This window comes from Mesorhizobium maamorense (genome assembly GCF_044998965.1).
Lineage (GTDB): Bacteria > Pseudomonadota > Alphaproteobacteria > Rhizobiales > Rhizobiaceae > Mesorhizobium.
Map to the genome: position 1 here is coordinate 4,861,038 of NZ_CP173356.1, position 19,731 is coordinate 4,880,768.

Sequence of the window (19,731 nt, forward strand, 5' to 3'; positions counted from 1 at the left end):
CTGCAGGGCTCACATTCCCGGATTTCTGATCCGGGCGCGATTCCTACGTGCTCAGATCAGCCCGGAATCGCGCGCGGCGGCGGTCGCCTCGCCGCGCGAAATGGCCTCCAGCTTGCCCAGCACCGCCGAGACATGATGATCGACGGTCTTCGGTGAGATGGTCAGGTGCTCGGCTATTCTCTTGTTGGAAAAACCGCGTTCGATCAGTTGCAGGACCTGCATCTGGCGCAGCGTCAGGCCAGCTTGATTGGCGCGCGTGCTCTGCCGCGGTCCCCTTGCAATGTTATTGACGCCATTCTGCCGCATGACGGCGCGGACGTGCTGGGCGACCGGCCGGGCACCGAGCCCCTCGAATATATCCAAGGCCAGGCGCAGGGCCGGCTCGTCGCCGCGCAGCAGGGCGAGCGCCTGCTCGAACGGAGCACCCAGCCGGGCCCACAGCGTCGCGGCACCGTGCCAATCGCCGGCGAGCAGCAGGCGATAGGGCTCCGCCATGCCGGTCGTATCGCCAGGGTCGCTTTCAGGCGACAAGAGCAGCCGCCAGACGGCCAGTTCGGCGAACATCGCCCTCGTCGGCGACAGGCTTTCTGCCAGCTCGATCAGGCGAAGCGCCTCACTGGCGTCGCCTTGCCCAAGCCATGCCAGTTCGGCCATCGACGCCGTGTAAGGCACCAGCCGCTGCAGCTCCATTCCCCTGTCCAGGAACCGCTTCATTTCCTCCAGCACCGGCCCAGCCGGATCGCCTCGCCTTATGCGCAGTTTCGCCAGCGCGACTAGGGATGGGTAACGCACCAGGGCTGTCGTTGCAGCATCGTCGATGACGTCGAGAGCCATGGCCGCCGCATCGTCCCAAAGGCCGCGTCGCAAAAGCAGCTGCGCCTGCACGCCCCGCATATAGTCGCGCCAGGTCGCGAGGTCGTTCTCAACGCAATAGGCAATGCCGCGGTCGAGAAAGGATTGCGCGCGCACAAGATCGAGCTGGTTCATTTCGGCGCAGGCGCAATTGGTGAAGCCGCGTGCCGCGTGCTCCTGGAAATTCTGCACGAGCGCGATTTCAAGGCTGCGGGCGAGGTGAAGCCGGCCTTTGGCCAGGTCAAGCCACTGCTCGGCCGAGCCAAGATTGTTGAGCGCGTGGCAGATTATCTCCGGCTTGTTCAACCGTTCGGCCAGAGCGACTGCCTTGCCGCCAAGCAGCAGCGTCTCATCGAGCTTCTCGGCCAGCATCGCCAGCTGTGAGAGATTGGAATAGGCCATGGCAAGCTCCGGACTGGCAGGCGCCTGTTCCAGCAGTTCCACTGCCTGGGCCCCGAACAGGTCCGCCTGTTCGCGGTCACCCACCAAATAGGCGAAGCGCGACAGGCATCTGAGGCTGTCGCCCTCCCTGAGCGTGTCGCCCAGCGCCTGCTGTAGCCGGCGCGCCTGGCTCTGCGCCTCGATGGCCGCATCGATGCGGCCGATCAGATGGCATTCAAACGCATATCCTTCGTAAAGCCTCGCCCGGTCGCTCATCGGCAGGCTGTCGGTATGCCGCAAGGCGACCTCGTAGTAGCCGGCGGCATCGCGATGCGCGCCGACGCGGGAAGCCTCGCGCGCTGCGAGCGGGGCAAGCTCGCGCACCGCCTCCAGATTCTGGGCCTCCACCGCGTGGTGCACAAGCCTTGCGGTAGCCACCTCGGCGTTTTCCTGCAGTGCGGAAAGCGCGCGTTGGTTGAATTCGCGCCGACGGCTCGAGGTCAGCGCCATCTCGATGGCGCGACGGGCGATCTCGTGCCGGAAGGCGTAGCCATCGCCGAGATCGTCGAGCAAGCCATTCGAGACACATTCCGCCAGCTGGCCGGCGCTGGCGACGCCACAGAGGCCGCGCAGCGCCCAGGCATCGGCGCGGCGTGGAAACACAGACACCGCGTCGAGCATCGAGCGCGCTCCCTGCGACAGGCGCTCGGCACGCGCCAGCACGGCGTCGCGGACGCTGGCCGGCGGGATCATCTCGCTTTCGGCAGCCAGCAATTCGGTGACGAAGAAGGCGTTGCCCGCGGTGGCGCGATAGATTGCGCTGCCGTCGCGGTTGGCTGCTTCGGCAAGCGACAACACCGCCGCCTCGCTGAGCAGTGGCACTTCGATGCGCTGGACGTTGCCGGCTGGAATTTCGCCGAGCACCCGGCGCGCACGCATCTGCCCTTCGCTGCGGTCGGTGCGTGCCGTGAACAGCACCAGCATATGCGTGTTGGTGATGCGCCGGCCCAGGAAACGGACGAAATCCAGGGTCGCGTCGTCGGCCCAGTGCATATCCTCGATGACCAGCAAACCCGGCCGAGACCTCGCCTCGAAAACCTCGAGAGCGTCTGAAAACAGGGGCAGCCGCTGACCTTGGCGGTCGTCGATTGCCCGGGGCAGTGCCCACTGCGCGTCCCGGGCCAGATCATAGAGCGGTCCCAGCGGATCGGGAATCGACAGGTCCTCGCAAGCGCTGCGGAATATGGAAACGTGCTGCCCGGCACGGGTTATGAACGCCTCGACGAGTGCCGTCTTGCCGGCGCCGGCCTCGCCCAGCAATGCCGCCACGCGGCCGCGACCGCGCGCGGCCTCCGCGAGCAGTTCCTCCAACTGATCGAGTTGTGCCTGCCGTTCCAGAAGCATCGTCACTGGCCCATAAGTATCGTCGTCCCTCGACCCTTCTCCAAAATACCCCCGCTTCGGTATCCGCAGTGTGGCTCCCAGACCAAACGTCGAAAACATAGGGAATCGTCCCGCGCAATATGGGGAAAGGCTCCGATGTGCGCTTTCGACGATCGTGATTTTTTCTCCAACCGCGCTCATTTCGAGCGTGAATCAGTCACAAAAGGAAGCCACTCCATGCCTCGCTATCTGATCGAACGGACATTCCCCGACGGGCTCAACGTGCCGACGAACGACGTCGGCGCGACGGCGCTCGGCGGCATCATCATGCGCAACGCCGAGAAGGGGGTCACCTGGCTGCACTCCTTCGTGTCGCCCGACAGGAACAAGAGTTTCTGCATCTACGACGCCCCCTCGCCGGAGGCGATCCGCAGCACGGCGCAGAAGAATTCGCTACCGGTGGACAAGATCACGGAGGTGAGGGTCCTGGACCCTTACTTTTATCGCTGACCCTATGGACCAAGGATGGAACAATGAGCGTGAGATCGTCCTGGGCAGCGATGGGTGTCGGCTTTCCGTGCTGTTTCCTCCCGAAACGGCAGCCGCCGTCGTGGCGTTCGACCATGCACCCTCCCGGCGTGGTCTCGCATCGCGGATTGTCTCCGCGCTGCTCGCGCCGTTGCGAAGCCGGCGCAGGCGCCTGCCACCGCAAGACGATTATTTAAGGCGGGACGTCGGCCTGCCGGAGCACGAGATGCGGCGGGACTACTGGGAATATTGGTGGTGGCATCAATGAGACCGCCGCCCGGCTAGAGAGGAACGGATCGGACCCGTCCCGCAACTGACGATCCAACGCGCAGGCAGGGCAGCAGGGCCTTACAGGCCGGTCCTGCCGCCTGCGCGTCACCAACAACCAATGGAGAATAAAATGAACGTCAATTTCTGGCGCCTTGCCGCGCTGTCCATCATGGCGATCACCGCCACTGCCGCATCTGCGGAGAGTGGCAATCGGCTGGCCGCCGAGGTGCGGGCGGCCAACGGCCGCTTCGTGAATGTCGCGGCGGCCACCGCCGAGGGCTATGCGCCGATTCCCTGCGCCAGCGGCATCACCGGCGGCGCGATGGGCATTCACTACGTCAACGGCGCCTATCTTAAGGATGATGCCGTCGACCTCGCCAAGCCGGAGGCCGTGATGTACGAGCCGATGGCCGATGGCAAGCTGAAGCTGGTGGCCGTCGAATATATCACCGCGAAGGGTCCCGCGTCGCTCGAAGGCCAGCTGTTCAACTTCGACAGCGCTCCCAACCGCTACGGCCTCGGCCCCTTCTACGAACTTCATGTCTGGGCCTGGAAGCCGAACCCGACCGGCGCCTTCGCCGACATGAACCCGAATGTCTCATGCGACGCCATGAAAAAGGCCGACTGACGGCACCGCCTGCCGGAACAGTGCCGGCAGGCCTTTTACGCGTCGCGAGGAGAAACCATGCCCGAGATAGCTATCTTCCTGGCAAGGCTGCGCGCCCCACCATGGCGGCTGATGGCCATCCTCGCTTGGCTGGCGCGCGGACGGCGCCTCCGACATGAGCGGCGTCACCTGGAGGCGATGCCCGATTTCATGCTGAAAGACATCGGCATCAGCCGTTCCGAGATCGACTATGTCGCAACTCACGGCGAAGCGCGCCGCTCTTAGGCTTGGCTGGGAGTTGGAACGACAGAGCGCCTGTCTCCCACTTGCGGCATGGAACCCACACCGGTCGTCCTCGCTCGCCCCTCTGCCATTGTGCATGCCTCTCCCACCCACCCTTTCTTAAGGTGTCTCCGCTACACCAAAGCCTGAAAAGAAGCGGAAAACGGAGAACAATCGGGGTGCGCTTTTCCGCGGCCACGACAGCCGGGCGGTTCTTGCCGCAGCGTTTGGCGCTGCGCGTGGAGCCGTTGCTTGGCCGCGTCGACGCCGTGCTGTTCACCGCCGACGAGCGCGGCGAGGCCGGCCGCATGTCGGTCATTGCCTTTTCCATCCGCATCGTCAGCGCCGTCATCGCCTTCGTCAGCCAGGTGTTGATGGCACGCTGGATGGGCTCGTTCGAATACGGCATCTTCGTCCTTGTCTGGGTGACCATGGTCATCGTCGGCAATCTCGCCTGCCTCGGCTTCCACACCTCGGTTATCCGCTTCATTCCCGAATACCGCGAGCGCGGCCTCATCGACGAGTTGCGCGGTATCGTCGTGGCCAGCCGCCTGTTCGTCCTGATCGCTTCGACGGTCATCGCCGGGCTCGGCGCGCTCGGCGTGTGGCTCGCTTCGTCATGGACTGAAAACTACTATGTCCTGCCGTTCATCCTCGGCGTCATCTGCCTGCCGATGATAGCGCTGTCGGATCTGCTGCAAGGCCAGGCCAGGGCGAACAGCTGGGCGCTGTTCGCCCTGGCGCCGACCTATCTGATACGGCCCGTGCTGATCCTGCTGTTCATGGCGCTGATGCTTTTCGCCGGCTACGCGCCCGACGCGAAGACCGCGATCTTCGCCTCGATCGCCGCCACTTACGTCACCACGCTCGCCCAGCTTATCGGCGTCACCCGGCGCATGGAAAAGCAGATTCCGGCCGGGCCGATGAAGGTGCATTTCGCACAATGGTTCATTGTCTCGCTGCCGATCTTCCTGGTCGAAAGCTTCTTTTTCCTGCTCACCAATGCCGACGTGCTGATGGTCGGCGCCTATATGGACCCCAACGACGTCGCCGTCTATTTCGCCACGGTCAAGACACTGGCGCTGGTGCATTTCGTCTACTTCGCCGTCAAGGCAGGCGTCGCTCAGCGCTATGCCCAGTTCACCCATGGCGAGCCGGAAAAGCTCGCCGCCTTCGCCCGCGAGACGGTGTCGTGGACCTTCTGGCCATCGCTCGCCATGGCGCTGCTGGTGCTGGCGCTTGGCAAACCGATGCTGATGCTGTTCGGTCCCGAATTCACATCGGGTTATCCGCTTCTGTTCCTGCTCGTCTTCGGCGTCGTGGCGCGCGCCGCCGTGGGCCCGTGCGAAAGCCTGCTCACCATGAGCGGCAACCAGAATGTCTGCGCCGCCGTCTATGCCATGACGCTGGCCTTCAACATTGGCCTGAACGTGGTGTTGATCCCGCTCTTCGGCCTGTGGGGCGCCGCAATGGCCACCGCCTTCGCCATGATCTTCGAGGCCGGCGCGCTGTCCTTCACGGTCTGGCGCAAGCTCGGCATCGTCATGGCGATCTTCGTGCCAGCCAAAGGAGCCGCGTGATGGCCGCCATCCCCTTGCTCGAGGAAACCAGCGGCGGCCCCGCCGGCGCCATGGTGTCCGGCCTTGCCGGACTGGGGCGCGACACCGACCCGGCCCATATCGAGATCCTCGCCAACAACCGGCCCGAGCGGAAACTGGCCATCTATCCGGCGTCGGCCGGGTTCGACCTCGTCGAGGAGCTGGATTATCTGTGCGCCCGCACCATCGAGCCCAACGTCTTCTTCAACCCGCGTTTCCTCGCGCCCGCAATGCCCCGGCTGGAAGACCGCGAGGTGCGTCTGGCCGTCATCCGTGACGGCGATGAATACCGCAACCGGCTACGCCTTCTGGTGCCGTTCTCGGTGGAGCGGCCGGTGGTGCCGCTCGGGGTTCCGGTCATGCGCACATGGTCGAGCCCGTTCGGCCCGCTCGGCACCCCGCTGGTCGACCGCGACGATCCGGTCGGTGTCCTCGAGGATTTCTTCTCCATGCTGTCGCGCCCGCATCTGAAGCTGCCGAAAGTGTTCGTCCTGCCCGACATCAGGCTCGACGGCGCGGTGGCGAGCCTGGTTGCCACTGTGGCCGAAACGCGTGGCCTGATGTTGGTCACCACCGGTCACGCCCAGCGTCCGCTGCTCGAGAGCGAACGCGACGCCGAGGACTATCTGAAGGCTTCGCTGCGCGCGCACCATTACCGCGAGTTCCGCCGCCTCAAGCGGCGGCTGGGCGACCTCGGCAAGCTTGGACATGTCGTGGCGCGCGGCCCCGACGAGATCCGTCACGCCATCGAGAGCTTCCTGACGCTGGAGGCGGCCGGCTGGAAGGGCCGCGAGCGCACGGCCATGGCGATCGACCGCTACCGCGCCGCCTTCGCCCGCGAGGCCGTGCACAGGCTGGCCGAGCAGGACCTGTGCCGCATCCATTCGCTGACGCTCGACGGCCGCACCATTGCGTGCCTGATCGTCTTCGTCGAAGCCGGCGTTGCCTACACCTGGAAGACGGCCTACGACGAAACTCTGGCCGGCTATTCGCCAGGCACGCTGCTGATGATCGAGGTGACCAGGCAGCATCTCGACGACCCCAACATCATGATGACCGATTCCTGTGCCGTGCCCGACCATCCGGTGATGAGCAGGCTGTGGACCGAGCGCAAGCCGATGGGCACGCTGGTGATCGGCCTGACGCCGGACGCCGACCGTCTCGCCCGCCAGGCGGCCTCGCAACTGCATCTCTACCGGGAGACCCGCAACATGGCCCGCCTGCTGCGCAACCGGATGAAGAGCCTGCTCAAGAGACGATAGACGCGCTCGCATCTTCTGGAGCGCGTGGATGCTTGCTTCAAGCCTGAGCATTTGGTTGCTTCATGGGATAAACAGTCACTGTATTGATAGCGTTTATTCGCCAGCGCCTGCTTGAGCAACAGTCACAATCTTTCAACAAAGCGCGACAAAGGTGATACGATTTTGGGTATAATTCATGTCGCTTGCCGGCGGCGCATCCGTTTTTCTTGAGCGCTTTTCCTCGTGGCGGACATCAGAATTAGCTAATTCATTCGAACATATAAAGGACATTCACGGAACTTAAGTGGTAACATAAGACCTTTGGGACCAAACCCTGGGACTTTGGTCCGCCTTCACGAAATCCGGCAGCGAGCATGAGGCTAATCTTCATTGCTCTTCAGGAACTTGAAACGGCCGACCAGATCTAACTTGAGCCACTCGTCCTCTTTCTTCCACGGCGCTTTCGGCGGTGGCGCGCGGATTGCGAGGAACAGGCGCTGAACGCGAGAAATCCACCTGCCGGAACCAGCGGGTGAGCCGCCATGGGAAAGCTGCCGGCGCCAGAATCCTGGACGCGTAGAACCCCGCCACGGAGCCCTACGGGGACGGTCTTGGGCGAGCGAGCGCCATGTCGAAAGTGTCCGGCAGGTGAGGATGCGCGCCGGTCCGTCTCACCGAAGCCGTGGTCATCGCGTCGACCGGGAGAATAATCGACATGCGAGCATAGTGGTCCGGCCACAGCGGCTTTCCAAACAGGAAGAACACGATCGCGAGAAAACAAATCAGCAGCAGGACGGCGAAGGTGTTCGCGATGATCTCGCCAAGCTGCATGTCTTTCTCCCCGAAGTCGGACACCCGCCGCTTGCAGCAACGGCGGGCGTCCAGGGACCGTCGATGAAGGGACTTTACTCGACGGCTTCCACGCCAATGAGGAACGGCGGCTTATGTTCAGGGTTTAGGACCAATGCGTCGATGCTTCGGACTTCAGTCCCAATTGCGGGTCCGAGGAGAAGGAGACAGTCTGCCTTTCGCACCGGCTAAGCCCTCCACCAAGGTACCTGACAGCCGGGAGCACAGCCCGGCCTGCTCGCCAAGTGCCGAACCTACCGCCAAAAGCAGGCCGGGCTCCTTCTGTCGATAGTCAAGATCGTCGCCCAACGGGGAAAATGACCAGCTACAAGGTGGAGGAAATCCTGGGCGAGAGAATTATCGGCACGCACGAGGTGGCGGCTTCAAGTCCCGCAGGGGCTGCCAGACGGGCAACCGGTCATCCGATGCAACCCCGCATTCCAGGTGCGCTGTTCGTTCGGGTCACCAGATCGGAGGACGGCACGGTCGCCGAATTCAGCTTCGCGGGATTTCCTTGTTGAACCCGGATGTCGTCGGATGGGACGGCACGAGTGGCGTTTCTTGCGACTATGGCCGGTGTCTACGCCGACCCATTGGCGCGGTTCGGCGTTGATGGAACCGCCGGCTCACCCTAACCGTTTGTTTTCACGTGGATTCCGAAGCTCGTCGACGAAACCGTTTTGACCCGACTTGCACCAGAATTGCGCTAGCGTCCCAGCGGCTGTCTGGATGCCGAAACCAATTCGTCTTCGTCCCTGATCCCGGCCATGTAATTCGCGATTATGCGGGATGAAATCGCTTCGCGTTGCTGGGCCGATCGGGCGTCGAGCTTCAGCCTGTCGAACACGCGGCCAAGCAGGGCCACTTCGGAGGAATCGAAGACGCCAGCCTCCTGAGCTTTCTGACGAATCGGCATGAGTTCCTCCCTTTCAGATAAATAAGCAACAACTGATGCAAGGGGCAATCTCAAGGCCTGATATATCCACACCGAGGAACGGTCAGGCGGCCAACATAGGTCCTGAAGCGTGAAAGCGGCTACCGCATTGGACAGGCCGTCCTGCACCCTGCCGAGCCGCTCCCGGATGTCGCTCTTGCGATATCGGCTTTAAGCGGCGCACGACAAACTCGAGCACCATATCCGCAGTGCCGAAACGCCGATCGGGAAATTAGCGGCAGACGCATCGAAGCGGCGACTGAAATGGTGCCCCTAGCCGGGATCGAACCAGCACTCCTTGCGGAACTCGATTTTGAGTCGAGCGCGTCTACCAATTCCGCCATAGGGGCTCAGGCCGGGCGGCCTGGATGGCGCGGACTATACGGTTGGAGGCCTGTTCGTCAACTGGCCTGTTGCCGATAGCCTGCGGAGCCGCGACCAAACCGCCCCTTTCGGTTTCCTGCGGGCACTGCCATTGTGCGGCGCGGAAAATCTTTCTAGACAGGCGTCGTGTCGAAGCGCCTGGCGTCCGGAAGAAGGAACGCGGCGCGCTTCGGGTCTTGGTTTCACGCATGCACCTGTTTCATCCATGCCCCTGTTTCATCCATGCCCCTGTTTCATCCATGCCCCTGGCTTTCTGCCTGCCCTTATGCCGGCCACGCCGTGCATGTGGGCGCCGTGCGGTAGGCATTTACGACATTAGGAGAGCCGATGCTTCGCGGACTGTACGACTGGACCTTGTCGCTGGCGGCGCGCAAATCCGCCGAATGGTGGCTGGCCTTCATCGCCTTCGTCGAGAGTTCCGTGTTCCTGGTGCCGGCCGACGTGCTCTATCTGCCGATGGCACTGTCGCGGCCTGATCGCGCCTATCGCTATGCGCTGATCGCCACCGTCGCCTCCGTGCTGGGCGGCATCGCCGGCTGGTTCATCGGCCACTACGCCTACGACGCGCTGGCGCGGCCCATCCTCGAATTCTACGGCAAGTATGACGAGTTCGAGGCGCTGCGCGTCTCTTCGGGCATCGGCTTCATCATCTTGATGCTGATCACCTCGGGCGCCGCCCATCTGCCGCCGATCAAGGTGGTGACGATCCTTTCGGGGGTCATCGGCGTCAATCTTTTGCTGTTCATCGCGCTGGCAATCGTGGCGCGCGGCGGGCGCTTCCTGCTTCTGGCCTGGCTGCTGCGCCGCTATGGCGAGCCGATCCGCGAGTTCATCGAAAAGCGCCTCGGCCTGATCGCGGGTGCGGCGGCAGCCGCCCTGATTTTGCTCTATATCCTGGTCAAATACGCCTTCTGATTCATGTCGCCCAAACCGCGCGGCGGCGTGGCGACATGGACCACAAGACCGGGCGAGCGGCGAACATAACGGACGAAAGACCCCATGACTGCGACCATGACTGCCAACACCGGACGCCAGCGGACCATGACGGCCCTGTTCCTTGCCGTAGCCATGGCCGCCACTGTCGGCTCCGCGCTCGCCTTCCAGTACATTGGCGGCTACATCCCTTGCCATCTCTGCCTGGAACAGCGCACGCCCTACTATATCGGCGTGCCGCTGATGCTGCTGGCGCTGCTTGCATCGGCGCTGCACGCGCCGGCATGGGTGGTGCGCGGCTTGCTGGCCATCGGCGGCCTGCTGATGCTCTATGGGCTGTATCTCGGCATCTATCACGCCGGCGTGGAGTGGGCCTGGTGGCAGGGCCCGGCCGATTGCACCGCGGGCGGAGGCCCGGTCGACACCGGCGGCAAAGGCGTGCTCGACGCGCTCGACAAATTCGTGCCCCCCTCCTGCGACAAGGCCGCGCTTCGCATTCTCGGCCTGTCGCTCGCCGGCTGGAACGCCATCGCCAGCCTTGTCCTCGCGGCCGTCGCCTTCCGCAGCGCTCTTTCGCGCGACTGAGTAGCGCGAAAGAGCCGACGCGAGATCGTTCAAGAATTCGGCAGGCTGAGTCGCATGGAGTGATTGTCGAGAACCGAAGCGGAGCGGACATTGGTCCGTGAGCATCGGAAGCGCAGACAATCGCTTCAGACGGCCGGCGTTCCGAATTGTCGGACGCTCTCAGGGTTCGAGTTCGACATCCCAGTACAGATAATCCATCCAGCTTTCATGCAGATGGTTGGGCGGGAACAGACGGCCATTATTGTGCAGGTCGTGCACCGTCGGCTGGTAGGGCTTCTGCAACGGCCACATCTTGGCATGCGCCGGCATCATGCCGCCTTTCCTGAGATTGCAGGGGGAACAGGCGGCGACGACATTCTCCCACGTCGTAGCACCCCCGCGGTGGCGGGGATGACGTGATCGAAGGTCAGATCGTCGGGCGTGCCGCAATATTGGCACTGGAAGCGGTCACGCAGGAAGACATTGAAGCGTGTGAAGGCGGGATGCCGCGACGGCTTCACATAGGCCTTCAGGCTGACGACGCTCGGCAGCTTCATCGAGAAGGTCGGCGAGGACACCGCGTGCTCGTATTCGGCGACGATGTTCACCCGTTCGAGGAACACCGCCTTGATGGCGTCCTGCCACGACCAGAGCGACAGGGGGTAATAGCTGAGCGGACGGTAATCCGCATTCAGCACCAGCGCTGGAAGCCCATCCGGAGATACGGCAACCGTCACGTCGTTGGCCTCCTTGGTTCTCTAACCTGAATGGCGCGGATACTGTAAGCCCGACATGACAGGGATGTGAAGCGGATTGTCACGCGTCCGAAGGCACAAAAAAACGAGATTTTGATGCTTTTTCGCGCTTTCAGGCCGGGGGTGCGGCATCCCTGCCCTTCAATTCGCGATAATAGGACCAGAAAAGCCGCGATGCGACACCTCTCCATGGGCTCCATGATTCGGCGAGTTGGATCAGTGTTTTCTCCTGCGGACGCGGGTCGATGCCGAGCGCATGACCGACGGCGGTCTGGAGCGCGACATCGCGCGCCGGGAAGATGTCGGGATGGCCTGCGGCGAACAGCAGATACACCTGCGCCGTCCACGGACCGATACCGGGCACGGCCGTCATGGTCGTGATTGCCTCGCCGGCGTCAAGCGAACACAAATGACGAAGATCGAGGCCGTCCGCCACCGCCTGGGCGGCGGCGAGGAGGCCGCGTTGCTTGGGTCGCGACAGGCCCGCCTCGCGAAACATGTCCTCGCCGGCGGCAAGGATCGCCAGCGGCGTCAACGGGTCGACCAGTTTCGTCAGCCGGCCGAAGATCGCATCGGCGCTGGCGCGCGACACCTGCTGCGAGACGATAATCGAGGCAAGGCTCGAGAATCCTGGTTGGGACAGCCGTAGCGGCACCTCGCCCGCCATGCCGCGGATCTTTTTCCAGCCTTGGGTCGATCGCGCAAAGCGCGTCGAGTCCCCGGGCGATGTCGTCCAATGTGGCGATACGTTGCATGCTTTCTTGTCCCTGAACCGGCCGCACGGTAGCAATTGGCAAAACCGCCGCACAACCCGATTGCCGCTCAAGAGATGACACTCCTGACATTCCGTTTCGCGCCCAGTCCCAATGGCGAACTGCATCTCGGCCATGCCTTTTCGGCGCTGCTCAACCAGAAACTGGCGCGAGCGGTCGGCGGCCGCCTGCTGCTGCGCATCGAGGATATCGATACCACGCGCTGCTCGCCGGAATTCGAGGCGGGCATCTTTGCCGACCTGAAATGGCTCGGTCTTGCCTGGGAACAGCCTGTACGACGGCAATCCGAGCACTTCGCCTGTTATGAGACGGTGCTTGACCGGCTGATCCGGGAGGACCTCGTCTATCCCGCCTTCATGAGCAGAAGCGAAATCCGGGCTTTCATCGCCGACAGCGAAAAGCGCGACTGGCCGCGCGATCCCGATGGCGTGCCGGTCTATCCCGCCGTCGACAAGGCGCGGCCGGCGAAGGAACGCCGGCGCCGCATTGCCGAGGGCGCTCCCTTCGCCTGGCGGCTGGATGTCGATGCGGCGATGGCACGCGTCGGCAAGGATTTGTCATGGAACGAATTTTCAGACGAATCGCTTTCCGCGACGCGCGTCGTCGAGGCCCGCCCGCGCGATTGGGGCGACGTGATCGTGGCGCGCCGCGAAACCCCGACCAGCTATCATCTCGCCGTCGTCGTCGACGATGCGCTGCAGGGCGTCAGCCATGTCGTGCGCGGCCAGGATCTTTATTCCGCCACCGGGGTACAGCGGCTGCTTCAGGAACTGCTTGGCCTGCCGCAGCCAGCCTATTTCCATCACCGGCTGATCCTGGGACCCGACGGGCGCAAGCTGTCGAAAAGCCGGAAGGACACCGGCCTTGCCGTCTTGCGCGAAGCGGGCGTGTCGACTCACGATGTCAGGCGGATGGTCGGTCTCTGACGCAGGCGAAGGCCGAAGAGGCAGTTTGCGGAAAAGGCGGCCGGTTGAATTCCGGTGATGCATGGATCAATCGTTTCGTTTTGCGCGCCGGCTTGAACCGGACTAGAGCTTCGCCACGGCTCAATTCTCATCAAGCGCGGTTCCCGGAAAATGCACAGCGTCAAGCGGCTCATCCCCGCCACTTTCGTCGTCCTGTGGGCGACCGGCTTCATCGGCGCCCGCTATGCCATGCCGTGGGCCGAACCGTTTACGTTCCTGGCTGCGCGCTTCGTCCTGGCGGCGGCGTTGTTCGCCGGCCTGGTGGTCGTGCTTGGCTCCAAGAGAGCCTCCCGCGAAGAGGCATTGCACGCCACCGGGGCCGGCATTCTGATGCATGGCGTCTATCTCGGCGCGGTCTTCTGGGCTATCCACAGGGGCATGCCCGCCGGGCTGTCGGCGCTGATTGTCGGCCTGCAGCCGCTGATCACGGCGGTGCTCGCCGGCAAGTTTCTCGGCGAGGCGATCCTGCCGCGCCATTGGGCCGGCCTCGCGGTCGGCCTGGCCGGCGTCGTCATCGTGCTCTGGCCAAAGCTCGGCGCGCTCGGCGGCGGCGTGACGTCAGCCACGCTGACCGCCTCGCTGGTCTCGGTGCTCGGCATGAGCGCCGGCACGATATGGCAGAAGCGTTTTGCTTCCGGCGGCGACCTCGTCGCCGCGACCATGTGGCAATATGTCGGCGGCGCTTCGGTGATGATCCTGGCTTCACTGGCCTTCGAGACCCACACGGTCGTCATCAACGGCGAATTGATCTTCGCCATGGTCTGGCTGGTGCTGGTGCTGTCGATCGGCGCCATCTTCCTTCTGATGGTGATGATCCGCGACGGCGAGATGTCGAAGGTCGCTTCGCTGTTCTATCTGGTGCCGGCGGTGACGGCCGTCATCGCCTGGGCCTTGTTCGACGAGCAGCTCAACGCGCTTCAGATTGCCGGCATGGCGATCACGACCTTCGGTGTCGGTCTGGCAACGGCGCGGCAGACCAAGGGAAGAATTGTAGAAATGAGGAATTGAGGAATTGAGGAAAATGGTGCCATCTGGCGCTGGGGGCTTCTTCTTCAATTCTCCAATTCTCCAATTCTCCAGTTCTTCAATTCAGCCGGTCATCCCACCCGCGCGCGTGCCTCGAGATAGCGGCTGATTGCTGCGTTGAGTTCGCCGCCGAGAATGAAGATCGCGGACACGATGTAGAGAAAGACCACCGCGATCATGATCGAGGCAAGCCCGGCATAGGTCGTCACATAGGACGAGAAATGGTCGAGATAGGTGGCGAAAATGGTCGAGCCTATCAGCCATGCGGCGAGCGTGAAGACGATGCCGGGGATCAGCGAGACGAAACGGCGCTTGCCGGCCGGCAGCCAGTAATGCACTGAAAACAGACCGCCGACGATGACGGTCGAGGCGATGACGTAGCGCCACAGCGTGATGGTGCCCGTATAGGGTTTTATCCACTCGAAATGCGCCTCGGCCAGCCGCGCCAGCAATGGCGCGAAGACCAGGAGCACGCTGATCGCCAGGAAGCCTGCCGTGGCGATCAGCACGAAGAAGATGCTCTGCACGCGGCGATAGATGATGCCGCGCGTCTCGGTGACGCGATAGGCCCGGTTGAGCGAGGTGCGCAGCGCCTCGATGCCGTTCGAGGCGAAATAGGCGGCCAGCAGCACGCCGTAGGTGAGCAGATCCGATCGTCGCACGGTGAGCACGTTCAGCACCTCTCGCGCGATCGGTTTGGCGATTTGTTCCGGCCAGGTGTCGAAGACCAGGTGCACGGCCGTGTCGGCGAAGGCTTGCGCGCCGAGGAAGCTCGCCAGCGTGGTGGCGAAGATCAGGAACGGAAACAGCGCCATCAGCGAGGTGATTGCCAGATGGCTGGCCATCGCCCAGCCGTCATCGGTGTTGAAATGACCGATCGCGTCGTAGAGCACGCGGCGCAGGGCGACGATATTCCGCAACAAGAACCGCGCTCCCCTTCGATTGTCTCGACGCCGCGAATATGGGAAGGGAATGCGGCAAATGGCAACCCTTGGTCATAAGACGAATCCGTCGGCACGCGCGTTGCGCGTCATCATCGTCACCGGCGCGTCGTCCGGCATAGGCGCTTATTGCGCGCGGGCGCTCAAGGCGGAAGGCTGGCGGGTGTTCGCCACGGCGCGCAAGCCCGAAGACATCGCGGCCCTGGAAAAGGAGGGCATCGAGGCGTTCTATCTGGACTATCGCGAACCTGCCTCCATCGAGGCGGCTGCGGCTTCAGTGCTGGAGCGGACCGGCGGCAGGATCGATGCTCTGTTCAACAATGGCGCCTATGCGCAAGCGGGCGCGGTCGAGGATCTGCCGGTGGCCGCCTTGCGCGAGCAGTTCGAGGCCAATTTCTTCGGCTGGCACGACCTGACCCGCCGGCTCGTGCCGGTGATGCGCCGCCAGGGCGGTGGCCGGATCGTTCATTGCTCGTCGATCCTTGGCCTGGTGCCGGTACGTTTTCGCGGCGCCTATTCGGCATCCAAACACGCTTTGGAGGCGCTGATGCTCTGTCAACGCCAGGAATTGGCCGGCAGCGGCGTGCATGTCTCGCTGATCGAGCCGGGGCCGGTGAAATCGAAGATCGCCAGCAATGGCCTCGCCTGGTTTCTCAGGAATATCGACCATGAGAATTCGGTGCACCGCGCGGACTATGAGGCGCAGTTGGAACGGATGCGCACCGGCGGCAGCCAATCGGCGCTGAAGCCCGGGCCGGAAGTGGTCCACAAGGCGCTTCGCCATGCACTTCTGTCGCGGCGCCCGCGCCCGCACTATGTGGTAACAGTGCCGGCCAAGGTCGGCGCCACGCTCAAACGCATCCTGCCGGCATCGATGCTTTACCGCCTGCTCGCCAAACGCGCCTGAACAAGAAAAGGACTGGAAACGCAAAATGGCATCCGTCTTCAACATCCTTGCCATCCTGGTCATGGTCGCCGTGGTGATCGTGCTGGTCCGGGGCCTGATCAACATGATGCGCGGCGGTTCCGGCATGACCTCCAACAAGCTGATGCAGACGCGCGTCGTGCTGCAGGCCGTGGCGCTGGCGCTGATCCTGCTGGCCGTGTATTTCACCCGCAAATGAGGACACCGGCCGTTCGGGAGGCGACGTGGTCAAGCTCAACAAGATCTACACCCGCACCGGCGACAACGGCACCACCGGGCTCGGCACGGGTGAGCGGCGGCTGAAGTCCGATCTCAGGGTGGACGCCTACGGCACTGTCGACGAAGCCAACGCCTGCATTGGCATGGCTCGTGTTCACACCGCCCCAAGCCACCCGGCGATTGACGCCATGCTTGCCCGCATCCAGAACGATCTCTTCGACCTCGGCGCCGATCTGGCTGTGCCCGACGACGGCAAGCCGCTCGGCTACGAACCGCTGCGCATCATTGCCGCGCAGACCGAGCGCGTCGAACACGACATCGACCTCCTCAACAACGACCTCCAGCCGCTCAAATCCTTCGTGCTGAACGGCGGCACGCCGGCCGCCGCTGCGCTCCATCTCGCCCGCACGGTGGCGCGGCGGGCCGAGCGGCTGATGGTGGCGCTCGCACAGCATCCTGGTGAGCACGTCAACCGCGACGGGCTGAAATACATCAACCGCGTCTCCGATTTCCTGTTCGTCGCCGCCAGGGCGGTCAATGACAATGGAAATGCCGACGTGTTATGGGTTCCTGGCAAGAACCGCTGAACTATGCCAAGGCGGGAGAGGCCAGGCACCTATGTTCATCCCGCTCTACGACACCAACAGGCTGCGGCACATCAGGCTGCAATATGTGACGATCGCCCTGATCCTGGCCAACGCGCTGGTCTATTGCGCCACCGCGCTCGGGGGCGAGAATTTCACCAATGCCGCCGTGCTCGGCCTCGGCTTCATCCCCTCCGTGGTGCATGACACGGCAGAGCTCGACCCGCGCTTTATCGTCATTCCCGAAAGCCTGAGCTATCTCACTTACTCATTCCTGCATGCCGACATTTTCCACCTTGGCGGCAACATGCTGTTTCTGTGGGTGTTCGGCGACAATGTCGAGGACGCGCTCGGCCATATCCGCTATCTCATCTTCTACCTCCTGTGCGCCATCGCCGGAGCCGCCTTCCAGGGCCTCATCGCGTGGGACTCGCAGGTGCCGCTGATCGGCGCCTCCGGCGCCATCGCCGGCGTGGTCGTCGCCTACCTGATCCTCTATCCCAGGGTGAAGGTCTGGGTGCTGGCCTTTGCCCGCATTCCGCTGCGCATCCCGGCCTTCATCCCGCTCCTCCTGTGGGTGCTGTTCCAGATCGTCATGTTCGCCGCCGGTGGCGAGGACCAGATTTCCTGGGCCTGCCACATAGGCGGCATCATCGCCGGCGCCGTGCTGGTGCTCGTGCTGCGCAGCCGCGGCGTGCCGCTTTTTGCGGGCGCGGACGAAGAGGCCGCACCCGCCGACCAGCCCGCCATCGCCGTAGATCCGGCCGTAAACGAGCCGATTGCCGCGCAGCCCGTGCCACGCTGGGGTCGGGGAAGTGCCCCCGGCCCCGACTGAACCGATTGAGTGAATTGCCCGACGCCGTGGCATATTGACGTGCGGGTTCGCCGCAACTACGGAAGCGTTTCCGCCCGCCTTTGGCGGTTGAAGAGCAGAATTTCCATCCGGAATGTCGGCTTTCGACAACTCTGACAGGGTTCACGCTGGTATAGCGCGCCCCAACTATCTCAAGAGAGGTGACAGGAAAATGAAGATCCTTGTGCCCGTGAAGCGGGTTGTGGATGCGAATGTGAAGGTTCGCGTCAAGGCTGACGGTTCGGCGGTGGAATTGGCCAACGTCAAGATGGCGATGAACCCATTCGACGAGATCGCGGTGGAAGAGGCGATCCGGCTCAAGGAAGCCGGCAAGGCCGAAGAGATCATCGTCGTGTCGATCGGCCCGCAGCAGGCGCAGGAGACGCTTCGCACCGCGCTCGCCATGGGCGCCGACCGCGCCATCCTGGTCAAGACCGACGAGCAGACAGAGCCACTGGGCGTCGCCAAGGTACTGAAGGGCGTGGTCGAGGCCGAGCAGCCCGGCCTTGTCATCCTCGGCAAGCAGGCGATCGACGATGATTCCAACCAGACCGGCCAGATGCTCGCAGCCCTTCTCGGCTGGGCGCAGGGCACGTTTGCTTCCAAGGTGGTGCTGGAGGGCGACAAGGCCAGGGTGACGCGCGAGGTCGACGGCGGCCTGCAGACGGTTGAGCTGAAGATGCCGGCGATCGTCACTGCCGACCTTCGCCTCAACCAGCCGCGCTATGCATCGCTGCCCAACATCATGAAGGCCAAGAAGAAGCCGCTCGACGAGAAGAGCCCGGCCGACTACGGCGCTGACGTCAAGCCGCGGCTGAAGGTCATCAAGACCGAAGAGCCGGGCGGCCGCAAGGCGGGCGTCAAGGTCAAGAGCGTCGCCGAGCTCATCGACAAGCTGAAGAACGAAGCCGGCGTGCTCTGAGATCGGAAGGAACAGATAAATGACCATTCTCCTCATCGCCGAACACGACAACGCAACCCTTTCCGACCAGACCGCCAAGGCCCTGTCGGCCGCGCTGCAGATCGGCTTGGACGTGCATGTGCTGGTGGCCGGCAAGAACGCCAAGGGCGCAGCCGACGCCGCCGCCAAGCTGAAGGGCGTGAGCAAGGTGCTGCTGGCCGAAGCCGACGAGCTTGCCGAGCGTCTCGCCGAGCCGACCGCGGCGCTCGTCGTGTCGCTGGCCGGCTCCTATGACACCATCGTCGCGCCGGCAACCTCGTCGGGCAAGAACGTCGCGCCGCGCGTTGCCGCTTTGCTCGACGTGGCGCAGGTCTCCGAGATCATCGAAGTGGTCTCGCCGGACACCTTCAAGCGGCCGATCTATGCCGGCAACGCCATCCAGACGGTACAGTCGACCGATGCCAAGAAGGTCATTACCGTGCGCACCGCCTCCTTCCAGGCGGCGCCCGAGGGCGGTTCGGCCGCTGTCGAAACCGTCAGCGCTGCGGCCAATCCTGGCCTCTCCTCCTTCGTCGAGAACAAGCTATCGGAGACCGATCGTCCGGAACTGACCTCGGCCAAGATCATCATCTCGGGCGGCCGCGCGCTCGGCTCCTCGGAGAAGTTCCAGGAGGTCATCCTGCCGGTCGCCGACAAGCTCGGCGCTGCCGTCGGCGCATCCCGCGCCGCCGTCGATGCCGGTTATGCGCCGAATGACTGGCAGGTCGGCCAGACCGGCAAGGTCGTCGCCCCCGACCTCTACATCGCCGTCGGCATCTCCGGCGCCATCCAGCACCTCGCCGGCATGAAGGATTCGAAGGTCATCGTCGCCATCAACAAGGACGAGGAAGCGCCGATCTTCCAGGTTGCCGACTATGGCCTCGTCGGCGATCTGTTCGTTGTCCTGCCGGAGTTGCAGAAGGCGCTTTGACGCCCTGCCGCAA

Annotated in this window: 20 protein-coding genes, 1 tRNA gene and 2 pseudogenes; 16 read left to right on the forward strand and 7 right to left on the reverse strand. The window is 63.5% G+C overall.

Translation table 11 applies throughout. From position 1 onward, the window contains the following. Positions 1-51 precede the first annotated feature (51 nt). Positions 52-2,637, reverse strand: a complete 2,586-nt coding sequence (locus ACIU1A_RS24280) for an AAA family ATPase (RefSeq protein WP_404928011.1) — start codon at positions 2,635-2,637, stop codon at positions 52-54. Between the two features lie 216 nt (positions 2,638-2,853). Here ACIU1A_RS24280 and ACIU1A_RS24285 point away from each other — a divergent pair, with 216 nt between their 5' ends. From ACIU1A_RS24285 to ACIU1A_RS24305, 5 genes are all read left to right on the forward strand, one after another. After that, the gene (locus tag ACIU1A_RS24285) at positions 2,854-3,126 is read left to right on the forward strand and encodes a DUF4242 domain-containing protein (protein ID WP_140500909.1); all 273 of its coding nucleotides are present in this window, start codon (positions 2,854-2,856) and stop codon (positions 3,124-3,126) included. 418 nt (positions 3,127-3,544) lie between these two features. Then, positions 3,545-4,042: a hypothetical protein gene (locus ACIU1A_RS24290; RefSeq protein WP_140525447.1), complete on the forward strand. Its 498-nt coding sequence runs from the start codon at positions 3,545-3,547 to the stop codon at positions 4,040-4,042. A 57-nt stretch (positions 4,043-4,099) separates the two neighbouring features. Next, positions 4,100-4,306: a DUF1127 domain-containing protein gene (locus ACIU1A_RS24295; protein WP_140525446.1), complete on the forward strand. Its 207-nt coding sequence runs from the start codon at positions 4,100-4,102 to the stop codon at positions 4,304-4,306. A 176-nt stretch (positions 4,307-4,482) separates the two neighbouring features. Next, positions 4,483-5,883: a lipopolysaccharide biosynthesis protein gene (locus ACIU1A_RS24300; protein ID WP_140513849.1), complete on the forward strand. Its 1,401-nt coding sequence runs from the start codon at positions 4,483-4,485 to the stop codon at positions 5,881-5,883. Continuing rightward, positions 5,883-7,163: a GNAT family N-acetyltransferase gene (locus tag ACIU1A_RS24305; RefSeq protein WP_404925461.1), complete on the forward strand. Its 1,281-nt coding sequence runs from the start codon at positions 5,883-5,885 to the stop codon at positions 7,161-7,163. The genes ACIU1A_RS24300 and ACIU1A_RS24305 overlap by 1 nt, the downstream gene beginning before the upstream one ends. Positions 7,164-7,739: 576 nt before the next feature. Here the strand turns inward: ACIU1A_RS24305 and ACIU1A_RS24310 are convergent. Continuing rightward, the gene (locus ACIU1A_RS24310) at positions 7,740-7,973 is read right to left on the reverse strand and encodes a polymerase (protein ID WP_140500900.1); all 234 of its coding nucleotides are present in this window, start codon (positions 7,971-7,973) and stop codon (positions 7,740-7,742) included. Positions 7,974-8,308: 335 nt separating this feature from the next. Between ACIU1A_RS24310 and ACIU1A_RS24315 the strand changes: the two genes are divergently transcribed. Then, a complete protein-coding gene (locus tag ACIU1A_RS24315) occupies positions 8,309-8,512 on the forward strand; it encodes a hypothetical protein (RefSeq protein ID WP_140500899.1) in 204 nt (67 codons plus the stop codon). Between the two features lie 185 nt (positions 8,513-8,697). Here ACIU1A_RS24315 and ACIU1A_RS24320 read toward each other — a convergent pair whose 3' ends face one another. Further along, complete coding sequence (locus ACIU1A_RS24320) at positions 8,698-8,907, reverse strand: hypothetical protein (protein WP_140500898.1); 210 nt, start codon at positions 8,905-8,907, stop codon at positions 8,698-8,700. Positions 8,908-9,190: 283 nt separating this feature from the next. Continuing rightward, positions 9,191-9,275 (reverse strand) — tRNA-Leu (locus ACIU1A_RS24325). A gap of 361 nt (positions 9,276-9,636) precedes the next feature. Between ACIU1A_RS24325 and ACIU1A_RS24330 the strand changes: the two genes are divergently transcribed. Then, positions 9,637-10,224: a YqaA family protein gene (locus ACIU1A_RS24330; protein WP_140500881.1), complete on the forward strand. Its 588-nt coding sequence runs from the start codon at positions 9,637-9,639 to the stop codon at positions 10,222-10,224. Positions 10,225-10,308: 84 nt separating this feature from the next. Beyond that, complete coding sequence (locus ACIU1A_RS24335) at positions 10,309-10,827, forward strand: disulfide bond formation protein B (protein ID WP_140513858.1); 519 nt, start codon at positions 10,309-10,311, stop codon at positions 10,825-10,827. Positions 10,828-10,986: 159 nt separating this feature from the next. Here ACIU1A_RS24335 and ACIU1A_RS24340 read toward each other — a convergent pair. Together ACIU1A_RS24340 and ACIU1A_RS24345 are read right to left on the reverse strand one after the other, a co-directional pair. Then, positions 10,987-11,543 (reverse strand): annotated as a pseudogene (locus ACIU1A_RS24340) (HNH endonuclease). Positions 11,544-11,673: 130 nt separating this feature from the next. Then, positions 11,674-12,316, reverse strand: a pseudogene (locus ACIU1A_RS24345) (DNA-3-methyladenine glycosylase family protein). Between the two features lie 74 nt (positions 12,317-12,390). Between ACIU1A_RS24345 and gluQRS the strand changes: the two are divergent. Next, positions 12,391-13,260 (forward strand): tRNA glutamyl-Q(34) synthetase GluQRS, encoded by an 870-nt coding sequence (gluQRS, locus tag ACIU1A_RS24350; RefSeq protein ID WP_404925462.1) that lies wholly within the window; start codon positions 12,391-12,393, stop codon positions 13,258-13,260. 150 nt (positions 13,261-13,410) lie between these two features. Continuing rightward, the gene (locus ACIU1A_RS24355; protein WP_140560188.1) at positions 13,411-14,307 is read left to right on the forward strand and encodes a DMT family transporter; all 897 of its coding nucleotides are present in this window, start codon (positions 13,411-13,413) and stop codon (positions 14,305-14,307) included. Between the two features lie 89 nt (positions 14,308-14,396). On the opposite strand, the gene ACIU1A_RS24360 is transcribed toward ACIU1A_RS24355, so the two are convergent. After that, positions 14,397-15,248 (reverse strand): YihY/virulence factor BrkB family protein, encoded by an 852-nt coding sequence (locus tag ACIU1A_RS24360; protein WP_140500876.1) that lies wholly within the window; start codon positions 15,246-15,248, stop codon positions 14,397-14,399. Positions 15,249-15,306: 58 nt separating this feature from the next. Here ACIU1A_RS24360 and ACIU1A_RS24365 point away from each other — a divergent pair, with 58 nt between their 5' ends. From ACIU1A_RS24365 to ACIU1A_RS24390, 6 genes are all read left to right on the forward strand, one after another. Continuing rightward, positions 15,307-16,173, forward strand: coding sequence for an SDR family oxidoreductase (locus ACIU1A_RS24365; RefSeq protein WP_140584051.1), 867 nt, complete (start codon positions 15,307-15,309; stop codon positions 16,171-16,173). 25 nt (positions 16,174-16,198) lie between these two features. Next, on the forward strand, positions 16,199-16,390 hold the full coding sequence (locus tag ACIU1A_RS24370; RefSeq protein WP_140500874.1) for a twin transmembrane helix small protein: 192 nt from the start codon (positions 16,199-16,201) through the stop codon (positions 16,388-16,390). A gap of 25 nt (positions 16,391-16,415) precedes the next feature. Next, a complete protein-coding gene (locus ACIU1A_RS24375) occupies positions 16,416-16,997 on the forward strand; it encodes a cob(I)yrinic acid a,c-diamide adenosyltransferase (protein ID WP_140500873.1) in 582 nt (193 codons plus the stop codon). 31 nt (positions 16,998-17,028) lie between these two features. Further along, positions 17,029-17,829 carry a rhomboid family intramembrane serine protease gene (locus ACIU1A_RS24380; RefSeq protein ID WP_140500872.1) on the forward strand — a complete coding sequence of 267 codons (801 nt, stop codon included), beginning with the start codon at positions 17,029-17,031 and terminating at the stop codon, positions 17,827-17,829. Between the two features lie 190 nt (positions 17,830-18,019). Beyond that, positions 18,020-18,769, forward strand: coding sequence for an electron transfer flavoprotein subunit beta/FixA family protein (locus tag ACIU1A_RS24385; protein ID WP_140525441.1), 750 nt, complete (start codon positions 18,020-18,022; stop codon positions 18,767-18,769). Positions 18,770-18,788: 19 nt separating this feature from the next. After that, on the forward strand, positions 18,789-19,718 hold the full coding sequence (locus tag ACIU1A_RS24390) for an electron transfer flavoprotein subunit alpha/FixB family protein (RefSeq protein WP_140513865.1): 930 nt from the start codon (positions 18,789-18,791) through the stop codon (positions 19,716-19,718). The last annotated feature ends 13 nt before the right edge of the window (positions 19,719-19,731 follow it).